The sequence below is a fragment of the Blautia sp. OM06-15AC genome (assembly GCF_003481425.1).
Lineage (GTDB): Bacteria > Bacillota > Clostridia > Lachnospirales > Lachnospiraceae > Fusicatenibacter > Fusicatenibacter saccharivorans.
In genome coordinates this window covers 19,646-39,126 of the sequence record NZ_QULD01000012.1, presented here as the reverse complement: position 1 = coordinate 39,126, position 19,481 = coordinate 19,646, and the positions used below count along the sequence as shown (strand labels likewise).

19 protein-coding genes are annotated in these 19,481 nt (G+C 36.6%); all 19 read left to right on the top strand.

Going from position 1 to position 19,481, the window contains the following annotated elements; all coding sequences use genetic code 11:
• Positions 1-2 precede the first annotated feature (2 nt).
• The 19 genes from DXB83_RS13680 (at position 3) to DXB83_RS13595 (ending at position 19,444) form a co-directional block, all read left to right on the top strand.
• Positions 3-209, top strand: a complete 207-nt coding sequence (locus DXB83_RS13680; protein ID WP_118697760.1) for a DpnD/PcfM family protein — start codon at positions 3-5, stop codon at positions 207-209.
• A complete protein-coding gene (locus tag DXB83_RS13670) occupies positions 206-7,093 on the top strand; it encodes an N-6 DNA methylase (RefSeq protein ID WP_242999507.1) in 6,888 nt (2,295 codons plus the stop codon). Before DXB83_RS13680 ends, DXB83_RS13670 begins: the two co-directional genes overlap by 4 nt.
• A 31-nt stretch (positions 7,094-7,124) precedes the next feature.
• Entirely contained in the window at positions 7,125-7,733 is a 609-nt protein-coding gene (locus tag DXB83_RS13665; RefSeq protein WP_055056105.1) for a septation protein SpoVG family protein, read from the top strand.
• 63 nt (positions 7,734-7,796) lie between these two features.
• Positions 7,797-8,051, top strand: a complete 255-nt coding sequence (locus tag DXB83_RS13660; RefSeq protein ID WP_227159868.1) for a flagellar export protein FliJ — start codon at positions 7,797-7,799, stop codon at positions 8,049-8,051.
• A 290-nt stretch (positions 8,052-8,341) separates the two neighbouring features.
• Complete coding sequence (locus DXB83_RS16575; protein WP_155512671.1) at positions 8,342-8,491, top strand: hypothetical protein; 150 nt, start codon at positions 8,342-8,344, stop codon at positions 8,489-8,491.
• A gap of 33 nt (positions 8,492-8,524) precedes the next feature.
• Positions 8,525-8,674, top strand: coding sequence for a hypothetical protein (locus tag DXB83_RS16570; RefSeq protein ID WP_155512670.1), 150 nt, complete (start codon positions 8,525-8,527; stop codon positions 8,672-8,674).
• Between the two features lie 106 nt (positions 8,675-8,780).
• Positions 8,781-9,410: an ATP-binding cassette domain-containing protein gene (locus DXB83_RS13655; RefSeq protein ID WP_055221587.1), complete on the top strand. Its 630-nt coding sequence runs from the start codon at positions 8,781-8,783 to the stop codon at positions 9,408-9,410.
• A 1-nt stretch (position 9,411) separates the two neighbouring features.
• The gene (locus DXB83_RS13650; protein ID WP_116441989.1) at positions 9,412-10,119 is read left to right on the top strand and encodes a hypothetical protein; all 708 of its coding nucleotides are present in this window, start codon (positions 9,412-9,414) and stop codon (positions 10,117-10,119) included.
• Complete coding sequence (locus DXB83_RS13645; protein ID WP_055056102.1) at positions 10,109-11,041, top strand: radical SAM protein; 933 nt, start codon at positions 10,109-10,111, stop codon at positions 11,039-11,041. Before DXB83_RS13650 ends, DXB83_RS13645 begins: the two co-directional genes overlap by 11 nt.
• Positions 11,028-11,735 carry a metalloprotease family protein gene (locus tag DXB83_RS13640; protein WP_055056101.1) on the top strand — a complete coding sequence of 236 codons (708 nt, stop codon included), beginning with the start codon at positions 11,028-11,030 and terminating at the stop codon, positions 11,733-11,735. Before DXB83_RS13645 ends, DXB83_RS13640 begins: the two co-directional genes overlap by 14 nt.
• Before the next feature lie 13 nt (positions 11,736-11,748).
• Positions 11,749-12,960 carry a methionine adenosyltransferase gene (gene metK, locus DXB83_RS13635; RefSeq protein ID WP_055056100.1) on the top strand — a complete coding sequence of 404 codons (1,212 nt, stop codon included), beginning with the start codon at positions 11,749-11,751 and terminating at the stop codon, positions 12,958-12,960.
• Positions 12,961-13,085: 125 nt separating this feature from the next.
• A complete protein-coding gene (locus DXB83_RS13630) occupies positions 13,086-13,682 on the top strand; it encodes an accessory gene regulator ArgB-like protein (RefSeq protein ID WP_055056099.1) in 597 nt (198 codons plus the stop codon).
• Between the two features lie 195 nt (positions 13,683-13,877).
• Positions 13,878-14,414 (top strand): hypothetical protein, encoded by a 537-nt coding sequence (locus DXB83_RS13625; protein WP_117738829.1) that lies wholly within the window; start codon positions 13,878-13,880, stop codon positions 14,412-14,414.
• 52 nt (positions 14,415-14,466) lie between these two features.
• Positions 14,467-15,186: a LytR/AlgR family response regulator transcription factor gene (locus DXB83_RS13620; RefSeq protein WP_117738828.1), complete on the top strand. Its 720-nt coding sequence runs from the start codon at positions 14,467-14,469 to the stop codon at positions 15,184-15,186.
• Complete coding sequence (locus DXB83_RS13615; protein ID WP_117738827.1) at positions 15,183-16,493, top strand: sensor histidine kinase; 1,311 nt, start codon at positions 15,183-15,185, stop codon at positions 16,491-16,493. Before DXB83_RS13620 ends, DXB83_RS13615 begins: the two co-directional genes overlap by 4 nt.
• Positions 16,494-16,739: 246 nt before the next feature.
• Positions 16,740-17,300: an RNA polymerase sigma factor gene (locus DXB83_RS13610; RefSeq protein ID WP_116441993.1), complete on the top strand. Its 561-nt coding sequence runs from the start codon at positions 16,740-16,742 to the stop codon at positions 17,298-17,300.
• Positions 17,281-18,024, top strand: a complete 744-nt coding sequence (locus DXB83_RS13605; RefSeq protein ID WP_147330229.1) for a hypothetical protein — start codon at positions 17,281-17,283, stop codon at positions 18,022-18,024. Before DXB83_RS13610 ends, DXB83_RS13605 begins: the two co-directional genes overlap by 20 nt.
• A 3-nt stretch (positions 18,025-18,027) precedes the next feature.
• Complete coding sequence (locus DXB83_RS13600) at positions 18,028-18,471, top strand: hypothetical protein (RefSeq protein WP_117738825.1); 444 nt, start codon at positions 18,028-18,030, stop codon at positions 18,469-18,471.
• Complete coding sequence (locus tag DXB83_RS13595) at positions 18,455-19,444, top strand: alpha/beta hydrolase (RefSeq protein WP_243108934.1); 990 nt, start codon at positions 18,455-18,457, stop codon at positions 19,442-19,444. Before DXB83_RS13600 ends, DXB83_RS13595 begins: the two co-directional genes overlap by 17 nt.
• The last annotated feature ends 37 nt before the right edge of the window (positions 19,445-19,481 follow it).

Genomic DNA, 19,481 nt, shown 5'->3' with positions numbered 1-19,481 from the left:
GCATGGACGAAAAAGAATATGAAGTGACCATAACAGAAGTCCTGGAGAAAAAAGTAAGATACCGGGGCAGGAATGAACTGGAGGCAACTGCAAAAGCAGAAGCAGATTCTTATGCAGAAAAAATCGTGCTGGGGGCAGATGATTTTTCCTATCGTGATATTTCTGCAAAAGAACTGGTACCTGTAAAAGAAAGAAGGAACAGCAGATGAAGCATATCACAAAAGTACGGGAACTGTATGAGGAAACCATACACTGGATTTCAGAGTCGGAGGATTCCTGGAAAAATTTTCTTTCCTGCATGGGGCGCTTGTATCAGTTGGACTTCTTAAATACCTGTATGGTATATGCCCAGCGCCCAGATGCGTCCGTTCTTGCAGGATATGATGCCTGGCTGGAAATGGATTTGCCGGTTGCCAGAGGAAGTAAAGGAATTGCAGTATTTCCTTCCAAAATTTTCGGGGAAGGAGTTACCCATGTTTATGATATTCAAGATGTAAAGGGACAGGGAATCCGGCCCTGGAACTGGCAGGTGAATGGGACAAACCGCAGACTGCTGGCAAGGGAGCTGTTCCCGGAAATCTACGAACAGGAAAAAAAGTTTAAAAATTCTTTAGACGCCTTTACAAGAACAATTGTTTGGTTTATGATAGAAGAGGAATATGAAATTTTAAAATCCTTGCAGAAGCTGGCTGTCCTTACCGGAGAGGGACAGGAGGTAAAAGAAAACCAGATTACAGAGTTTCTTGTAAACAGTGTCTGTTATGCGGTGGAAAGCCGCTGCGGTATCCGAGATGACACCCTGGATTTTTCTTTTATCTGCGGTTTTTCAGAGAATGAGGAGGTTCTGTACCGGACAGGACGGTTAGTATCCCATTTATCTGGGCGGATTGTGTTACAGATTGCAAGGACCATGAAGAACATAGACCTTGAAAGGAGGCAGTATTATGGAAGGGATCGCAGGAATCCAGTACAGGGAAATGAATGGCGTACAGATACCAGTCTTAGAGGGCGTGATGAGCGAGGAGAAGATACTGGCGTCCCTGAACCGTTACGGCAGGATCGCAGCACAGGAAATGAAGAGAACGGACCAGGCACAATACGAAATGATGCTCCTGTCCGGGAAACTGATGGAGCGGCTTATGAAAATCCAGACAGAAGCGGAGGAATACCACGAGAAACTGGCAGAAAGTCTTCTGAAGACCTGGACCAGAGAGGACAGGACCGACCCTTACAATACGTTGGAAATGACCAACCTTCGGATACAGGCGGACATGGAAGCGCAGAAACAGGTTATGGAGGAGATCATTCACCCCAGGATCGGATAAAACAGGAAAAAACAGAAGAGGATACAGAGAAAGGAACTGCTTCGGCGGTTCCTTTTCTGTCTGGGGAGATAGAACCTGCACAGCCGGAAAACTGGCAGAAAGAGAAAATCCTTCTGGAAATGACAGGGCAGGAGATACCATATAAAATTTATGAGTTTTACCGGAACAATCCAGAGGAAACAGACCGGGAAGCCTATCTTTATGAATTGTATGGAGATGTAAAAAGAGAAGCCCATACAAAAGACGGTATCCTGACCGCAGAAAGCGGTTCCAGTGGTTTTTATATTCTTTGGAGTGAGGGAACTTCCATGAAGGAGGCGTTCTGGTACTGGGACGAAGTTTCTTTGGAAATTGGGAAACGGATTGAAAAAGGGACCTATCTTCCTTTGTTATCTGTATCGGAGGAAGCCTTAGAAAATGGGGAAGAAACAGAGGAAGAAACCTTACAGCCAGAGAAAGTGCAGGAAGTGATTGAGGAAAAGGAACCAATCCCATTAGAAGAGATTGGCATAGCCTTTTATAAACAGAATATCCAGGCGGATATTTTAAAGAAAATGCTCTGTCTGGTCTATACGACTAATCAGCTACCGGAAGAAAAAGACCATTTTTTGAAGATGCTTTTGCTTCGGGAAGTACCGGAAGGCCAGCCTTATTATCTGGTGCGGACAGAACATGGAAGCTATGAGCTTTGTATTCAGGAAAATGGGATTAAGATCACCCTGCCGGAAAGCCAAGATTTTCTGCAGGAACTTTCCTGGGATCAGTTTGGCGGGCTTACTGCACATCTGGCAGAGGAGGACCAGATTGCCTATACCGAAGATTCAGAAACCTTAGAGCAGCAGAAGAATATGTACCGTCTGCTTCCCTGGTTTCCTGCATTATGGGAAGAATATAGCGAAATTCTTAAAAAAGAAGAGCTTTGGCAGGAAGGAAGAACCTCTGTCCAGACAGAAGGTAAGGTAGAAGCCGGAGATTATTATTACCCAGAAGGGTGGCTTCAGTTTACCGGTGGGGATAAAAGCCGGTATCAGAAAAATATCCGGGCGATCCGTATCTTAAAAACACTGGAGCAGGAAGAGAGAAATGCCACAAAAGAAGAACAGGAAATTCTTGCGGGGTATGTAGGGTGGGGCGGGTTGCCAAATGCTTTTAACAGTAAACGCCCGGAGTGGAAAAAAGAATATCAGGAATTGAAGGAACTGTTGACCGCAGAAGAATACGCCCAGGCAAGGGCCAGTGTCAACAGTTCTTTTTATACGCCGCCGGAAGTCGTGCGGGGTGTTTATAAAGCCCTGGAGCAGTTTGGATTCCAGAAGGGAAAAATTCTGGAACCGGCTATGGGGATTGGAAACTTTTTTCATGGTCTTCCGGAAAATATGCAAAAATCCCAGCTTTATGGTGTGGAGATTGATGCCATAAGCGGAAGGATTGCACAAAAGCTCCACCCTTCAGCCAGTATCCAGATCAAAGGATTTGAAAAAACGGAATTTGAGGATAACAGCTTTGATGTGATTGTGGGAAACGTGCCTTTTGGGGACTTCCGCTTGTATGATCCCCGATATAAAAAGATGAAGCTGAAAGTCCATGATTATTTTATCCGGAAAAGCCTGGACCTCCTTCGGCCAGGAGGCATTTTGGCAGTGGTAACTTCAAAAGGAACGTTGGATAAAAATGACAGCACTGTGAGAAAAAATCTGGCAGAACAGGCAGACCTTTTAGGGGCAGTCCGGCTTCCGGCAGATTCTTTTGGAAAGAGCGCCAATACCGCAGTTACCAGTGACCTTTTGTTTTTTCAGAAAAAAGCAGAGCCTTCGATTGGGGAGCCGATCTGGACTTATACAGGGCTTACAGAAGACATGGTGCCGGTGAATGAGTATTATCTGGAACACCCGGAAATGATGCTTGGGAAAATGGTCTGGTTTGAACAGTTTTTCGGGAAAGATTCCAAATATACAGCCCTGGTCAATGAAGCGGAAGACTTTGACCTGGAAAAAGGAATTTTGGACGCAGTTGGAGAGCTTCCTAAAAACTGTTATGAAGAAAGCATAGCAGAAAAAAAGAAGGAAGAGCAGGACGTCTTAGTTGCTTCTCCAGAGATACCTAATTATACGTTTACGGTGATACAGGACGAAGTATATTACCGGGAAGGGGAGTCTTTATACCGGAGCCAGGTAAAGGAAAGTGTGAAGCGTCGGATACGTGCCATGCATAAGATCCGCCTTCTGGTGCGTGAAATTTTACAGATACAGCAGGAAAATTGTTCTGACCAGGAACTGAAAAAGGCACAGGAACAGTTAAACCGTTTGTATGATGCCTTTGTGAAAACGCATGGATATTTCTGTGACCGGACAAATAAAATGGCGTTCCGGCAGGACAATGATTATCCCCTGCTTTCTTCCCTGGAAGTGGTTGACGAGGACAAAAATGTAACCAAAGCTGATATTTTTTACAAAAGGACCATACGCCCCAGAGATGTGATAGACAAAGTGGAAAATGCCCAGGAAGCATTGCATATCAGTCTGTCAGAATATAACCGGGTGGATATTCCCTATATGCTCTCTCTTTATCCGGGAAACAGGAAAGAAATGCTCCAGGAATTAAAAGGGTTAATCTACCAGAACCCGGTACTGGCAAAAGAAGAAGATCCCAATGCAGGGTGGGAAACCGCAGATGAGTATTTAAGCGGCAATGTGCGGCAGAAGCTCCGTACTGCTAGGATTTATGCGCAGAATAATCCCTTGTTTGTAGACAACGTGGAAGCACTGGAAAAGGTACAGCCAAAAGAACTGACAGCGCCTGAGATCAGTGTAAAACTGGGAACAACCTGGATTGAAAATGAGGATTACGAACAGTTTATCTATGAGCTTTTGGAAATCCCGGAGAGCAACCAGAGAAACTATTGCGCTCATAGTGGCCATGCCCTCAAGATTGAGCGCTTAGATGCAGATATGTCTTACCATATTGACAGGGGAAATTTTTTTGGAGGAACCATTCGTACCAGGGAAACCTATGGCACAAGATTTATGGATGCGATCAGCATTATAGAGGAACTGTTAAACAGCCGGATTGTGACCATAAGGGACCGGGTGCAGGAAGGGGAAAAGGTGCGTTATGTGATTAATCGGAAGGAAACCATGCTTGCCAGGGATAAGGCGGAGCAGATAAAAGAAGCCTTCCGGGACTGGATTTTTAAGGAGCCGGAGCGCAGAAAAAAATATGTGGATTTTTACAATGAAACCTTTAACTGCGACAGACAACGAAGCTATGATGGCTCTTATTTAAAACTGCCGGGACTGAACCCTCTGCTAAAGCTGCGTCCTTATCAGAAAAATGCTGTGGCAAGGGCATTGCTGTGTGGAGGAAATACCTTGCTTGCCCATACGGTAGGCGCTGGTAAATCTCTGGAAATGATCTGCATCTGTATGGAGATGAGGAGGCTGGGGCTGGCAACGAAACCCCTTCTTACCGTTCCGAACCACCTGACCTTCCAGATGGGAGCAGAATTTTTGCGCGCCTACCCAGATGCGAAGATCCTGATTACCAGAAAAGAAGATTTTCAGAAGGAAAACCGCAGGCGTATGATTGCCAGAATGGCAACAGGGGATTATGACTGTATTATTATTGGCCATACTCAGTTCCAACGAATTGCCATTTCCCCTGACCGGCAAAGAGCCATGATGGAAGAGCAGGCAGAGCAACTGGTAGAAGCCATTAACCGGGCAAGGGAAGAAGAGGGAAAGAACTGGTCCATAAAGCAGATGGAAAGCAGAAAGAAAAAACTGTTGCAGAAAATCGAAGAACTGAACAATGAAGAAATCAAAGATGATGTGATGTACTTTGAAGAAACAGGCGTAGATGCCTTATTTGTAGATGAAGCGCACCTGTTCAAGAACTTGGAAATTTTTACGAAAATGAACAATGTTGCGGGTCTGGGTTCCAGCGGTTCCCAGAGGGCTATGGATATGCGTATGAAAATCCAGTATATCAACGAAAAAAATCAGGGAAGGGGCGTCATTATGGCAACGGGAACCCCTCTGTCAAACTCAATGGTGGAACTTTATGTGATGCAGTTATATCTGCAGGAAAGGCGGCTTCACGAAAAGGGGATTTACCATTTTGATGCATGGGCTTCTGTGTTTGGGGAAGTTACCAGCTCTTTGGAACTGGCACCGGAAGGTACTGGTTACCGGATGCGGACCAGGTTTAATAAGTTTATCAATCTGCCGGAACTGATACACCTGTTTAAAGAAGTAGCAGACATTATTCTGCCTGATATGCTAGATATTAAGCGGCCAGAATTAAAGGACGGAAAATATAAGGTTGTAGTATCGGAAGCCTCTGATTATGTCAAAGAACGTATGCAGGAAATGGTGGAAAGGGCAGAAGCAATCCATAGAGGTGTGGTAGATCCAAAGGACGACAATATGCTCCGGATTACCGGGGAAGCAAGGCTTTTGGGTACAGATCCCCGGCTTTTGGACAGTTATGCTCCGGTAGATTCGGATTCCAAACTGAATAAAGCAGTAGAAAACATTTACCAGGAATATGTACAGTCCCAGGAACAGAAAGGAACCCAGATTGTTTTTTCGGATATTGGGACACCCGGACCTGGGAAAGCGTTTACCGTCTATGATTATTTAAAACAGGAACTGATTACCAGAGGTGTTCCAGAGGAAGAAATCTGTTTTATCCATGATGCAAAAACAGATGAACAGAGGGACCGTATGTTTTCCGATGTCAGAGCCGGAAGGAAACGGATTATTATAGGAAGTACCGAAAAACTGGGGGTAGGAACCAATATCCAGACCAGAATGGTGGCGGCTCATCATATCGACTGCCCCTGGAAACCTTCTGATATTGAACAGCGGGAAGGGCGCATTATCCGCCAGGGGAATGAAAATGAGGAAGTCAATATTTACCGCTATGTAACAAAGGGTTCTTTTGATGCTTATTTATGGGGCATTGTAGAAACAAAACAGCGGTTTATCAGCCAGGTATTTACCAGCCGGGAACTGGCAAGGATCTGTGAGGATATAGATGAAACCGTATTAAATTTTGCAGAGATTAAAGCGGTAGCTTCTGAAAATCCCCTGATTATGGAAAAAATACAAGTAGATAATGAAGTGGCACGTCTGAGAATTCTAAAAGCTGCACATGAAGGGAAACGGTTTACCCTGCAAGATGCGGTCACTTTCCAGTATCCGAAAAGGATACAAAGCCTGAAGGGAGAACTGCAATTACTTCAAAAGGATTTGGAGCGCAGGAACCAGGCTATGGAAGTACAGCCGGGGTTTGCAATCACGCTGCAGGGAAAAGTTTATGAAAAACACAAAGAAGCAGGTGAAGTTCTGCGTGGGATTATAGAAGGGGTAACAGCTTTTACCAGGCACGAAGTCGGTATATATAAGGGGTTTCAGGTATCTGTCCAAAATGATATGCTGGGACCGATCTTGTTCCTTCAGGGAGAGAAGGAGTATAGTGTGGAGTTAAAAAGCAGTGACTCCGGTAACATGGTCCGTATAGAAAACCGCTTGAATGCCCTTGATAAAGCAGTGGAGGACGTTCAAAAAGAAATTAAGACCTGCGAAAATGAGATAAAAAATGCAAAGCAGGAATATGAAAAGCCCTTCCCGTATGAGGAGCTTTTAAAAGAGAATATTACCCGGCAGATGGAGATTGATGCAGAACTGGAAATCAAGGACCAGGAGGAGTGTGTGGAAGTGCAGGAGGAAACTAAAAATCTTCCATGCCAGACAGCAGTTCGGTAACGAAAAATAGAGTAGAAAAGGAGATCACAATATGGAATATAATATCAGAGTATATAAACCGGAATTGAAACAGGAAGAAGGAAAAATCAATAACCTGAAAGGATTTGCTACCATTACCTTTGATGAGGCCTTCTGTGTGAAAAGCCTTGCAATTAAAGAGTCCTCGAAGGGAAATCTGTATCTCGATATGCCCCGTTACAGAGATTATGAAACAGGGGAGTATGTTCCTTTTTTCCGGTTTACGGATAAGGAATTTCAAAAGGAAGTGTTGGATACCGTAAGGGAAGCCTATGAGAATATGACAGAAACGAAAACAGACTGTAAGGGCTGTTGGGGAGAGGAAGAGCTGTATTACAATCTGAGTGTAAATCCGGTACAGGGAAGCGATACATTTAAGGCAGATGTAGCCATTCGTCTGCAGGACGTATTGGCAATCCAGCAGCTTCATGTGATCCAGGCATGGAACGGAAAAACTTTTGTAGGTATGCCTCAGAAAAATTCTGCAAAAGGAGAGAGGGAGGATATTGCCCATGCAGTCAATGCAGAATTTAAGGCAGATCTGGAAAGTGCAATCATGGACGAATACAATAAAAAGATGGAATATGCCAAAAGCCAGAAACAGCAGCGAAGAGGGAGATAGGAGCGATTCATAAAAAGACTGGTATTTTTGGAACAATAATGGTAGAATGAAGGAGATATCAGCATGGGAGGAAACAGTATGCCAAGACGTAAAAAAGTAGAGAATCTTTCTCTTGAAGAAATGCTTATGAAGACAGAGCAGGAGATTAAAACAACAGAGGCAGAATTAAAAGAACTGCGTTTGAAAGCAAAAGAACTTAGGAAGAAGATTGAAGATAAACAGAAAGATGAAATCTTTAGCGCCTTACTTGCTTCCGGAAAAACAGTGGAAGAGGTCATGACATATTTAAAATCCGGTAATGAAGAAAAAGCGGAATAAAATAAAGGAAAATGCCGTTACGGGTGATAAACCTGTAGCGGCATTTTTTGTGGTCATAAAAATAATATTTGGTGGACAAAAATAACTATTATTTGTATTGAGTGCTATACTACAAAACATCTAATACATATGGATTAGGAATAAACACAGGGAGGTAAGAAATACATCAATGGTTTCAGAGAAAACAAGAAGTCCCACAAAAATATATTAAGCAAAAGGGAATAGAAATTTTGAAAACACTGTAAAGTGTAAAAAATAGTTAGTGAAAAGAAGAAAGGTTGGGTATAAAAATGAAAATTAACGATTTTAAAGAAAACAATGAAAATAAAAAGGAAGTTATGGAGAAAAAGATGGAAGCCTTAAAGCTGGAAAATATCAATAGTATGTGGTATTTCATTGTTGCAACTCTTAAGGCAGTTGTTGGTAGTAAGGGACACTAATAAAAAAATTGATTTAAAATGGAGGAATTAGAGATGAAAATTAATGAATTTAAAGAAAATAACGAAACAAAAAAAGAGGTTATGGATCAGAAAATGGAGGCCTTAAAACTGGAAAATATTAACAGCATGTGGTACTTCATTGTCGCTACCCTTAAAGCTGTCGTTGGTAGTAAAGGACACTAAATATAAAAAGACGAGAGATTTGTAGACTTATCATATTTTATGAGAAATAGGTGTTTATAGAATGCTTCATATATTTTATAAACACCTATTTGGAAAGGATACTGCAATGAAACTGATTAATTATAGTTTGAAAGTAGGGAAAAAAAAGCTACTTGAAAATGTAAACATTTCATTTGATAAGAAATATATAAACCATATTTTAGGAAGCAATGGCGCTGGAAAATCAAGTTTTGCTAAAACATGTGTAGGAATGTTAGAATTTGAGGGAAAAATTGAAGAAAATCAGGAGGCAATTCTTATTGGAAGCAGTAGTAATATTCCGGCAGAGTTTACTCTTGATGATGTGATAAAATTATTAAAAAAGAAATTTGAAGCACAGAAAATTATGGGTTTATATGACCTGTTAAAATTAAATAAAGTATCTAAAAACTTGCAAATCAAGAAGATGAGTGATGGTCAGAAGCAAAAAATAAAATTATTGGCGTTTTTATCAGCAGACCCTAAAGTGATTATATTAGATGAATTTACAAATGCTTTGGATAAAAATAGTTCTATAGATTTGTATGAATTCCTTATGGAATATAAGAAAACTCATGAAGCGGTTATTATCAATATTACACATAATTTATCTGATTTAGAATATATGGAAGGGAAATACTATTATATTAACAATCTGGAAATTACAGAAATTGCTTCTAAAGACGAGATTGTAGCTATGTATATAAGGGGGGAATAATATGGAAATAAGAAAAAATATAAAAAATCACTTTTTTTTATTTTATTTACTTACTGTAGCAATCTGTTTTGTTCTAGGATATGTACTACTTGTAAGTCTGGATAAGATTTCCAATCCGACAATTAGTGAGCTATACGTTAGCATTTATACGGTAATCACACAGTTTGGAATGCTTATTTTTCCAGTATTGATTATTCAGTCTTTTGTATCAGATTACAAAAATAAAAATATCCTATTTTATAAACTTATGGGATACAATTGGCTTCGCTATTTTTTGACAAAAATTGCGGTGATATTAGCTTGGATGAGTATTATTGTTTTTGGTGGAGTTATAGGTATAAGTATTGTGTATCAGGATTTCTCTTATACTTTGGCAACTTTGTTCTACTTCGAAAGTGCAATTATTTATGAAATATTATTGGCAAGTATGTGGGGATTTTTGTTTAAAAGTGTTATTGGAGCCTATGTAGTAAATTTTGCTTTTTGGTTATTTTCAATGGTGGCTTCGATTGCTAACCCCAAATTGAGCTTTTTGGTTAGGTATGACGCTTCAAATCCTGTTTTCATAAAGTTTAACCAGTACTTTAATACACGAAATAGCGATTATTTGATGATTCAAGAAAATATTTTATATTCAATAGCATTATTTGCTACTGTATTATGTATAATTTTTATTTTTAGAAGGAGATGGGAAAAAAATGGAATTTAAAGGATGTGGAATTTTATTAACTGAAAATTGTAATGCAAGATGTAAAATGTGTTGTGACTCAAGAGGGCTTGTAAGAGGTAAAACTCTTACAATAGAGGAATTAGATTTGATTCTAAAAAATATTAAGGAATGTCCGTCTATAGATCTCATTGGTGTGACTGGCGGTGAACCTATGCTATATCCTGATTTGGTAGAGCATATAATTAATTTTGATTATGGTAGAAAAGTTGGAATTACAATTAAAACTAATGGATTCTGGGGAAAGGACATCAATAAGGCAAGAAATTTTATTGAAAGAAATAAATCTAAGATAAAAATGATTTCCTTTAGTTATGATCAATTTCATAAGGAATTTATTGATTTGCAGAATATCTTAAATATTGTAGATATTGCAAATGATTTAGAGGTAAGTACGGAAATTGTTGGTTGCTTCTTAAAAGATGGTATTCAGCCAGGTGATATTATCAATGAGATGGGGGAACATGCCTTTAAGACAAATTATGCATATCAACCAGTTATTAATACCGGATCAGCAGAGATATTTTCTGATTCCCAGTTTATAAAAGTTATTGATTTGAAGAAACATGAAGCGCGCTGTATTGGACTTTTAGATCGAACATTATTGATTAATGCAAAGTTAGAAGTATATCCATGTTGCTCACAAGTCGTAGAAAATACGCTTTTATTAATGGGAAATTTACATGAAGAGAGCTTGAGTGCAATCATTCAGTCTATAGATTATAATAAGGTTTTACATAAAATCTATACAGAAGGTTTTACACCATTTTTGGAATTATTAAAGAAAAAGAATATAGAATATCCGCAGAGTTTGACTTCTCCGTGTGAGTTATGTGGATTTTTATTTAAAGATGATTGGTTTTTAAGATTGCTGAAGGAAGAAGGATATTTTGAAAATATTTAAATATGAAGAATATACCATAGCTCAGGACAGTAAAAGAGATTTTACGATTGTAGAAAAAAATAATAATTTCTTTAAATTGGATAATGCAACATTTGATTCACTGTTCGGAAAGGAAAAACTGGAGTTCGTAAAAAATGATAAAGATAATATACTATATATGATGGGAATGATTTTCATGATTCTTCTGACATTATATTTATATTTTAGAACTACAACGTATTCTATTATAGATGTAAATTTTCTTCCAGCAACTTTAGTTTTAATAATAAATATATTTATTCATGAACTTGGACATGTATTATTTTTGAAAAAATTTTATCCTAAAAGTCGAGTCAAAATAGGGTTTAAATTTATGTTTATTTGGCCTGCATTTTATGTAGATACTTCATATAGCTATATGGTTTCTAAATACAAAAGGATTGCAATTTATCTGGCTGGAAATTTTATGAATTGTATTTATGTATTGCTTGTACTATTATTTTTTCCAAAACAGCTACCGTATTGTTATTTGGTGATTTCTAATGTGCTGGTGAATTTCATTCCAATAGTAAAAAGTGATGGATATTATGCAGTTGTTACATTATTCAATAAAACAAATATAAAAAAAGACAAAGTAGCTACCACATTAGAAGATGCTATTAGAGGTATAATTATGTTTGGCGTTTTAGGGATTTTTTCATGGTTATCACAATAGGGAGGAGAAAAATATGGAAAAGATATTATTTACATCAGAATCAGTTACCGAGGGACATCCAGATAAAATTTGTGATGCAATTTCCGATGCGATATTAGATGCACTGATTGAAAAAGATCCAATGAGTCGTGTTGCCTGCGAAACCAGTATAACTACAGGATTAGTATTAGTTATGGGGGAGATAACAACGCAAGCATATATTGATATTCCTCAGATTGTTAGAGAAACCCTTCGTAACATTGGATACACAAGGGGAAAATATGGATTTGATGCTGATACCTGTGGAGTTATTACATGTATTGATGAGCAGTCTAAGGATATTGCACAGGGGGTAAATGAAGCATTAGAAGTAAAAGAGCAGAATGAGTGCGAAAATGCAAAAAGTATGTTAGGTGCCGGTGATCAGGGGATGATGTTCGGTTATGCAACGAATGAAACAGATGAATTTATGCCGTATGCTATTTCGTTGGCTCATAAATTAGCTAGACAGCTTGCGAAAGTCCGCAAAAATGGAACTCTTGCTTATCTTAGACCAGATGGGAAAACGCAGGTTACAGTAGAGTATAATGAGCAAGGGAAACCTGTACGATTAGAAGCGGTGGTTTTGTCTACACAGCACGATCCTGAAATATCTCAGGAACAGATACAAAAAGACATTAAACATTATGTCTTCGATTGTGTTTTACCTCAGAGAATGGTAGATTCTGAAACCAAATTTTACGTAAATCCTACGGGACGTTTTGTAATTGGTGGACCGCATGGTGATAGTGGTTTAACAGGGCGGAAAATTATTGTGGACACATATGGAGGATATGCTCATCATGGCGGAGGAGCTTTTTCTGGAAAGGATTGTACAAAAGTAGATAGGTCAGCAGCATATGCAGCTCGTTATATTGCTAAAAATATTGTAGCGGCAGATTTGGCACATAAATGTGAAATTCAACTTTCATATGCGATTGGTGTAGCAAAGCCAATCTCAATAGGAATTAATACATTTGGAACAGGTGAATTGCCAGAGGATATGTTAATTCATATTATAAGAGATAATTTTGACTTGAGTCCTACTGGTATTATAAAAATGCTTGATTTAAGACAGCCTATATATAAGCAGGTGTCAGCATATGGACATTTTGGAAGATTAGATTTAGATTTACCATGGGAAAGATTAGATAAGGTAGAGGATTTAAAAAAATATAAGAATGATACAGAAAAAGGCACTGATTAGTGCCTTTTGTTATGCGCTGGAGAAGACGAAAAAGAATTCGTGGACAAAAATCCCTGAATTTATGGACATAATAAGAAAAAAGCAAAAGGTTTTGCTATAATTCATGACATAGGGAGGGATTAAAAGTGTTAAATAAAGTGTCCAGTAAACTTGCAAAAAGAATAGCAGATGGCTCGGAAAGGAGAAAAGAAGCTGTTTATACTTATGGCATAGAAATTATTTTGTCAACAATGATTGGAATAAGTTCAATATTGATTGTGTCAGGTTTATTACACGAATTTAAATTAGGTGTAATATTCCTATTGGTGTTTGCACCATTGAGAGTATTTACGGGTGGATATCATGCAGTTACATATTTTAGATGCTTTTTGATTAGTAACATTTCGTATTTATTTTTATTACTTTTTAACAATATAATTTATACAAAGCTTCCATTAGAAATATGGTTGATTTTGCTAGTATTAAGTAGTTACTATATTGCTATCCATGCACCGGTGGTTAATGAAAATCAGCCTATTGGTGAAAATAAAAAAAGTCGGTGTAAGATTATGGCTAGGAATATTTTGAACATAAATGTCTTTGCTGCATTATTTTTATCAGTAGTAGATAAAGAGATCATGGGTATGATGGTATTAAGTATTTGTTTGGTAGCAGTATTTATGCTGATTACTGATAAACCTAAATTTTTATTGTATACAAAGAAAGGAGTTATAGGACTATGAAATTTCTTGCTATGTGTATAGAAGCTTGTGCAATATGGGGAGCAAATTGTGCATCTGTTTGTCTTTCATATCAGCCTAAATTACCGGAATGTCTGAAATAAGGTAAAGTTAATACATGTATATAAATAAAAGATGCCAGAGTGTTGATATTCCGGCATCTTTTATGCTAAATGAAGTATATAGGGAGGAATAGAAATGCAGATAAGAGAGAATGGAGTATATATTGAAGCAATTAAATTAGCAGCAGGAAGTGTACAATATAAAGATATGTCCGTAAAAGATACATTTATTGATGCTGTTTTTCAGTTGTATCAATACTATCAAAACACAGAAAATATTAAGTATTTAGAAACTTCAATTTTGCATATACAGGCTTATTTAGAAATGGGATTTCCGTATGAAGAAGGGAAAGATGTTTTTGACCTTGTTTTAAAAGAGTTAGGAACTACAAGAGAGTTAAAATTCCCCCAAAAATTTTACTTTGCAAAAAAGGTAAAATTGAATAAAACTCAGGTACGATCTATGATAAAAAAGTGGCCAGCATCTCCGCATCAAGAAATGAAAATAGATGAGGTAGTAGCAGATATTATAACAAAAGTAAAGCAACATGAAACAGGGATTTATTATTATAAATGCGCAGTAACAAAAGACATGTATGAATTGGTAATAAATGAAAAAGAAATGTTTTTCCATGATTTAAGGAGAGGAATTTTTTATACATTTATGATTTAACAAATCACTAGAATCTGCTATAATAAAGTGATTGCTCATAAGGAGGCGTATCATGATTTACATTGCTATATGTGATGATAACGAAAAAACAGTAGAAATATTAAAGAAAAAAGTAATGGAATTTTTAAAAAAGAGTAACGAATTTGCAGACATAACGGTTTATACTCAGAGTGAGAATTTACAATATGATATTCAGGAAGGGAAATATTATGATCTAATCCTTAGTGACATTGAAATGCCTAATATAGACGGTATAAATTTAGCTGCATATGTTAAAAGGTATTTACCGGAAGTGCTAATCATATTTATTACATCACATTTAAAATATGCCGTAGATGCATTTGAATTGTCAATCTTTAGATATATACCCAAAAACTCAATAGGCTCTAGGTTACCACAGGCGTTGAAGGATGCTATCAATATGATAAAGATACAGACAGATGAATTTTATGCAATAAAAACACCAACTAGAGTAGAAAAAATACCTTATCATAAGATTTTGTATATTCAAAGAGAAGGAAAAAATTCTGTAATAACATTATTAGATAATTCAGTGACCAAGGTAAGAAAGAGTCTTACACAGGTGTTTAAAGAATTTCGATCTGATGATTTTGTATATGTTGATCGTGGGGATATTGTTAATCTAGCCCATATTATGGGAATAAAAGATGGAATTGTAGAACTGAAGAATGGAATTCGTTTGCCAGCAAGCCAGGCAAAACTGGAACAAATAAAAACGAAGTTAAGTGACTTCTGGAGTGAACAGATATGAATATTGTATATAATGGAATTGAAATTTTAGCAAGTTCTGTTGAAGTATTTGTATTATATAAAATATATAGTATTTTGTTATATAAGCAACGAGGAAAGCAAAACTTTATATTAGATAGAGAATTAGCAATAATAGGAACTGTATTAATACAAATTTGCAATCATGTATCAATATTTTCTTATTTTACGATTATATTATTTGTATTATATATGAGTATTACCGCTAAAATTATCTACAGGAGAAAGTATATAGAACTATTTTCAATCGCAAGTTTTTATGTATTATGTTTAAGCTGTTTCGACTTTTTGATTTTTACTCTTGTATCGAATTTTCATGGTGGCTATGATACATTTACCGCGCTAGTTTCTACAAGAGGAATTTTACGTGTAGTAATGATTTGTGTTATAAAGTTTTTATGGATACTGCTGTATTTTATGATAAAGAAATATTTATATTCTTTTTCATTGAAGAAGAACTATGTATATACAATTTTAATTATATCCTGTGCGGGATTTTTGGGATTTGTATACTTAGTTAATCAAACACTTAAGGCATTTAATTATACAATGGCAGGTGTGTGGTTTGTATTTATAGCTCTTTGGTCATTACTTTTTTTTACAGTTTATTTTGTAATAGAAAGCAAAGAAGAAAAAATGAAATTAGATTTTGCAGAAATGCGAAATGAACTGCTCGAAGAAAATTATAAAACTATTAATGAAATTTATACAGGTAATGCAAAGCTATACCATGATTTAAATAACCATTTGAATGTATTATATCAGCTTTTAGATGAAGAAAAAACGTTGGAGGCAAAGAATTATATTACAGAAATAAGTCGCCCAATAATGCAATTATCGAAAACTACTTGGACAGGAATAGACGTTGTTGACGTAGTGATTAATAGTAAATTGGGAAAAATGAAGGAAAAAGGAATTACCTGTAATGTGAATGTGGAATTCCCGCAGAATACCAATATTAAACCACATGATATGTGCACAATATTGGCAAACTTATTGGATAATGCGATTGAAGCTTCTGAAAAATTGAAAATACCTGGAAATATTTCGTTGACTATACGCCGGATTAATCACTTTTTACTTATAAAGGTTTCTAATGCGTGTGAAGAAAATAAAGAGTCATTTGCACATTTTCCTTCAACAACAAAGAAAAATAGAGAATTTCATGGTTGGGGACTTCCGAGTGTAAAAGATGCAGTTGAAAAATATAATGGTACACTAAAGTGCATAAATGAGGAAAAACAATTCATAGTAAAAATTATGTTGTTTTTTGAAAAAAATACAAATTAAAGTAGCCAAAGTGGGAAATTACAATCTTATTTTTATGTTTTGATGGAAAAACGTAGTAAATGAAATTAAAGACATTTAATTATATTATAAAAGAATAGTAGGACACTTATAATCGGTGATATAGAGAATAAAAAAAGAATGTTGCAAAAGCGATATTCTTTTTTTTATTCAATATTTTGAAATAGAACGAAACCAAACTCCAATCCTTTCCGTATTGATAAAAAACAGACAGATGGGATTTGGACAATGGATGAAATTATTTTAATGAGAAAACTGAAGAGGAAAGATGAATGGGCATTGGGAAAAATCATTGATTTATATAGTTCCTATATCACATGTATCGTCTGGGAATTACTGCATAAAAAAGGTACCAAGGAAGATATAGAGGAGGTGGTTGCAGATACTTTTATTTCCCTATGGCTGACAGCAGAAAGGATTAATTATAAAAAGTACAGCAGTGTCAAATCGTATCTGGGAATGATTGCAAGAAATAAAGCGAAAGATTGGTTAAGAGCTTATCGTGGAGAAATTCTGGAACTTAATGATGATATTCTTTTGATTGATGGTGATGTAGAGCACTTGATTTTACAGAAAGAGCAACAGTTGATCATTGGAAGAACATTGGAGAAATTAAGAGAGACGGATAGAAAAATTTTTATTATGTATTATTATCGGTATAAAAAAATAGAAGAGATTGCAGAAACATTAAAAATGAATCCTCAAACAGTAAAGACCCGTCTGCGGAGAGGAAGAGAAACTCTGAAAAGGATTCTTCTGGAGGAGGGATATGATGCCAGTGAAGTTTAAAATAAGTGAAATGTTTGATAATTCCTGTGAGCTATTTGAAAATGAAATGCAACATAAAAATATTGAAAGTGAGAAGCGAATAAAAGAAATTGTTTTTCTTGAGATAGGTCACACCAAAGCCAAAAGAAATCGCAGGAGATATATAGCTGTTTTGGCAGCGGCAATGGGAATTGGAGGAATCACTGTTGGGGCACATGAAGTTTTAAAATCTGCAGGTGAAATCAAAAATAATGAGGAAGTGGTTTTAGAAAATCAGAACGGACTTGCTTTATATGAAAAGGAAAACAGCGGAGCTATACAAATGGAAGTGGAAACGGACATCATTTTACCAGAAAATTTATATAAAGATGGAATTCCTATTGCAAAATATATTATGGAATTAAAAACAGAGCGTAACGGATCAGTGCCAGAGTGTTATTTGGATAACGGAACCATGATTGTCCTTACAGATTTTGATGGAGATACTTGGGATATGAAAACAGGGGATGTTTTTATATTAGATTTCATACAGTCTGATAGTGATGAGAGAGGTGAAGCAAGAACATTAGAGATTGGATATATTTTTAATGGAGAGGTGATAGATGAGAAGGTTATATCAGAAACAGAAAATAAGATAATCCTGGATATTCCTAAATCAGGACAATATGGTGTATATTTAAAAAATGTATCTAGTGACAGAGTAACGATTTCGCAAGGAATATTGACTGTAGAAAGGGGAAAGTGAAAGATGAAAAAAACAAGAATATTTTTGGGAATATTAGGGCTTATTTGCCTGGTTGCTATGCCAGTTTCAGCAGCCGATAATGTAAGAAATATAACAACTTATAGTATTTGTAGAGAAGATTTATATAAAGATCAGATAGAGGATAGAATGGGACTACAGCAAATTAGTATTGAAAGTGGGAAAACGGTATCTTTTTATGACTCCAATGGTTCTATGTTTTATGTGAGTGGAGGTACTACTGTTACTTTTCGGGTAAACTTGAATGTATCTTCCTCTGTAAAGATGGGGTATATCAATCAGAATGGAAGTAGAACCCAAAAGTATAGCGGTTCAGGAACTTCCCATAAAACATCATTTACAATACTGTCTAGTGGATACTATAGATTCTATGTAACTAATAGTGGATCTAAAACAGTGAAAGTAACGGGAGGTGAAATTTGTTTCTAAAATTATGAGAAGGAAAATATTTAAAATAATAAAGTGGTTGGCTATTGTAATTCTGATTCTATGCTGCATGGGGAGCACATGGAATTATTTTTGTAAAAAGAGAGAAATACCAAAGGTACAAGCAGCTTATGGCAATGCAGTTAAAGTCAATGGGAAAAAGATGACTGTGGAAATTGCTGGTTTGCAAGCAGAAGAATCCCCCGTTATTGTGTTACTCCCAGGACTGGGATCTCCTTCTCCGGTATTAGAGTTTAGACCTTTAGCTGAGGAATTAGGAAAGACATATAAAGTGATTACAGTGGAGCCTTTTGGCTATGGACTGTCTGATCCCGCAGATACAGAGAGAAGCATAGAGAATATCGTAGAGGAATTACATGCCTGTTTAGAGGAGATTGGAGTTCACCGATATTATCTGATGGCTCATTCTATTAGCGGATTGTATTCTCTGTATTATGCTAATACTTATCCAGAGGAAGTTCGTGGTTTTATAGGGATAGATTCTTCTGTACCAAAGCAAAATGAGAATGAACCCTTTGATACAACAAAATTAAATCTTCTGATGGCCTATTTAAGTAAAACAAAAAATGTGTTGGGAATTAGCCGGATATTTTCAATTGGAAATCCGGAAAAGGCTATCTATGCAGACCAGAATTATTCTTATTCACAGGAAGACTTAGAAGTTTTTCGGATACTTTCCCTTGATACTTCTTATAACAAGACTGTAATGAATGAATTAAAACAGGTAGAAAATAATCTGAAGATAGTGCGGAACATGAAATTTCCGAAAGAAGTGCCAGTGCTAAACTTTGTTTCAAAAGACAATTGTGAAATTTTTCCAGGATGGGAGAAGTTGCATAGAAGTGTGTTAGGTGATAATCAGGAAAACAGATTGGTAATGTTAAAAGGGGGACATTATCTGCATTTTGAGCAGAAGGAAAGAATAAATTATTATGTTGCTAAATTTATAAATTAGACAGAAAAATACCGTTACGGGTGATACTAAACCTGTA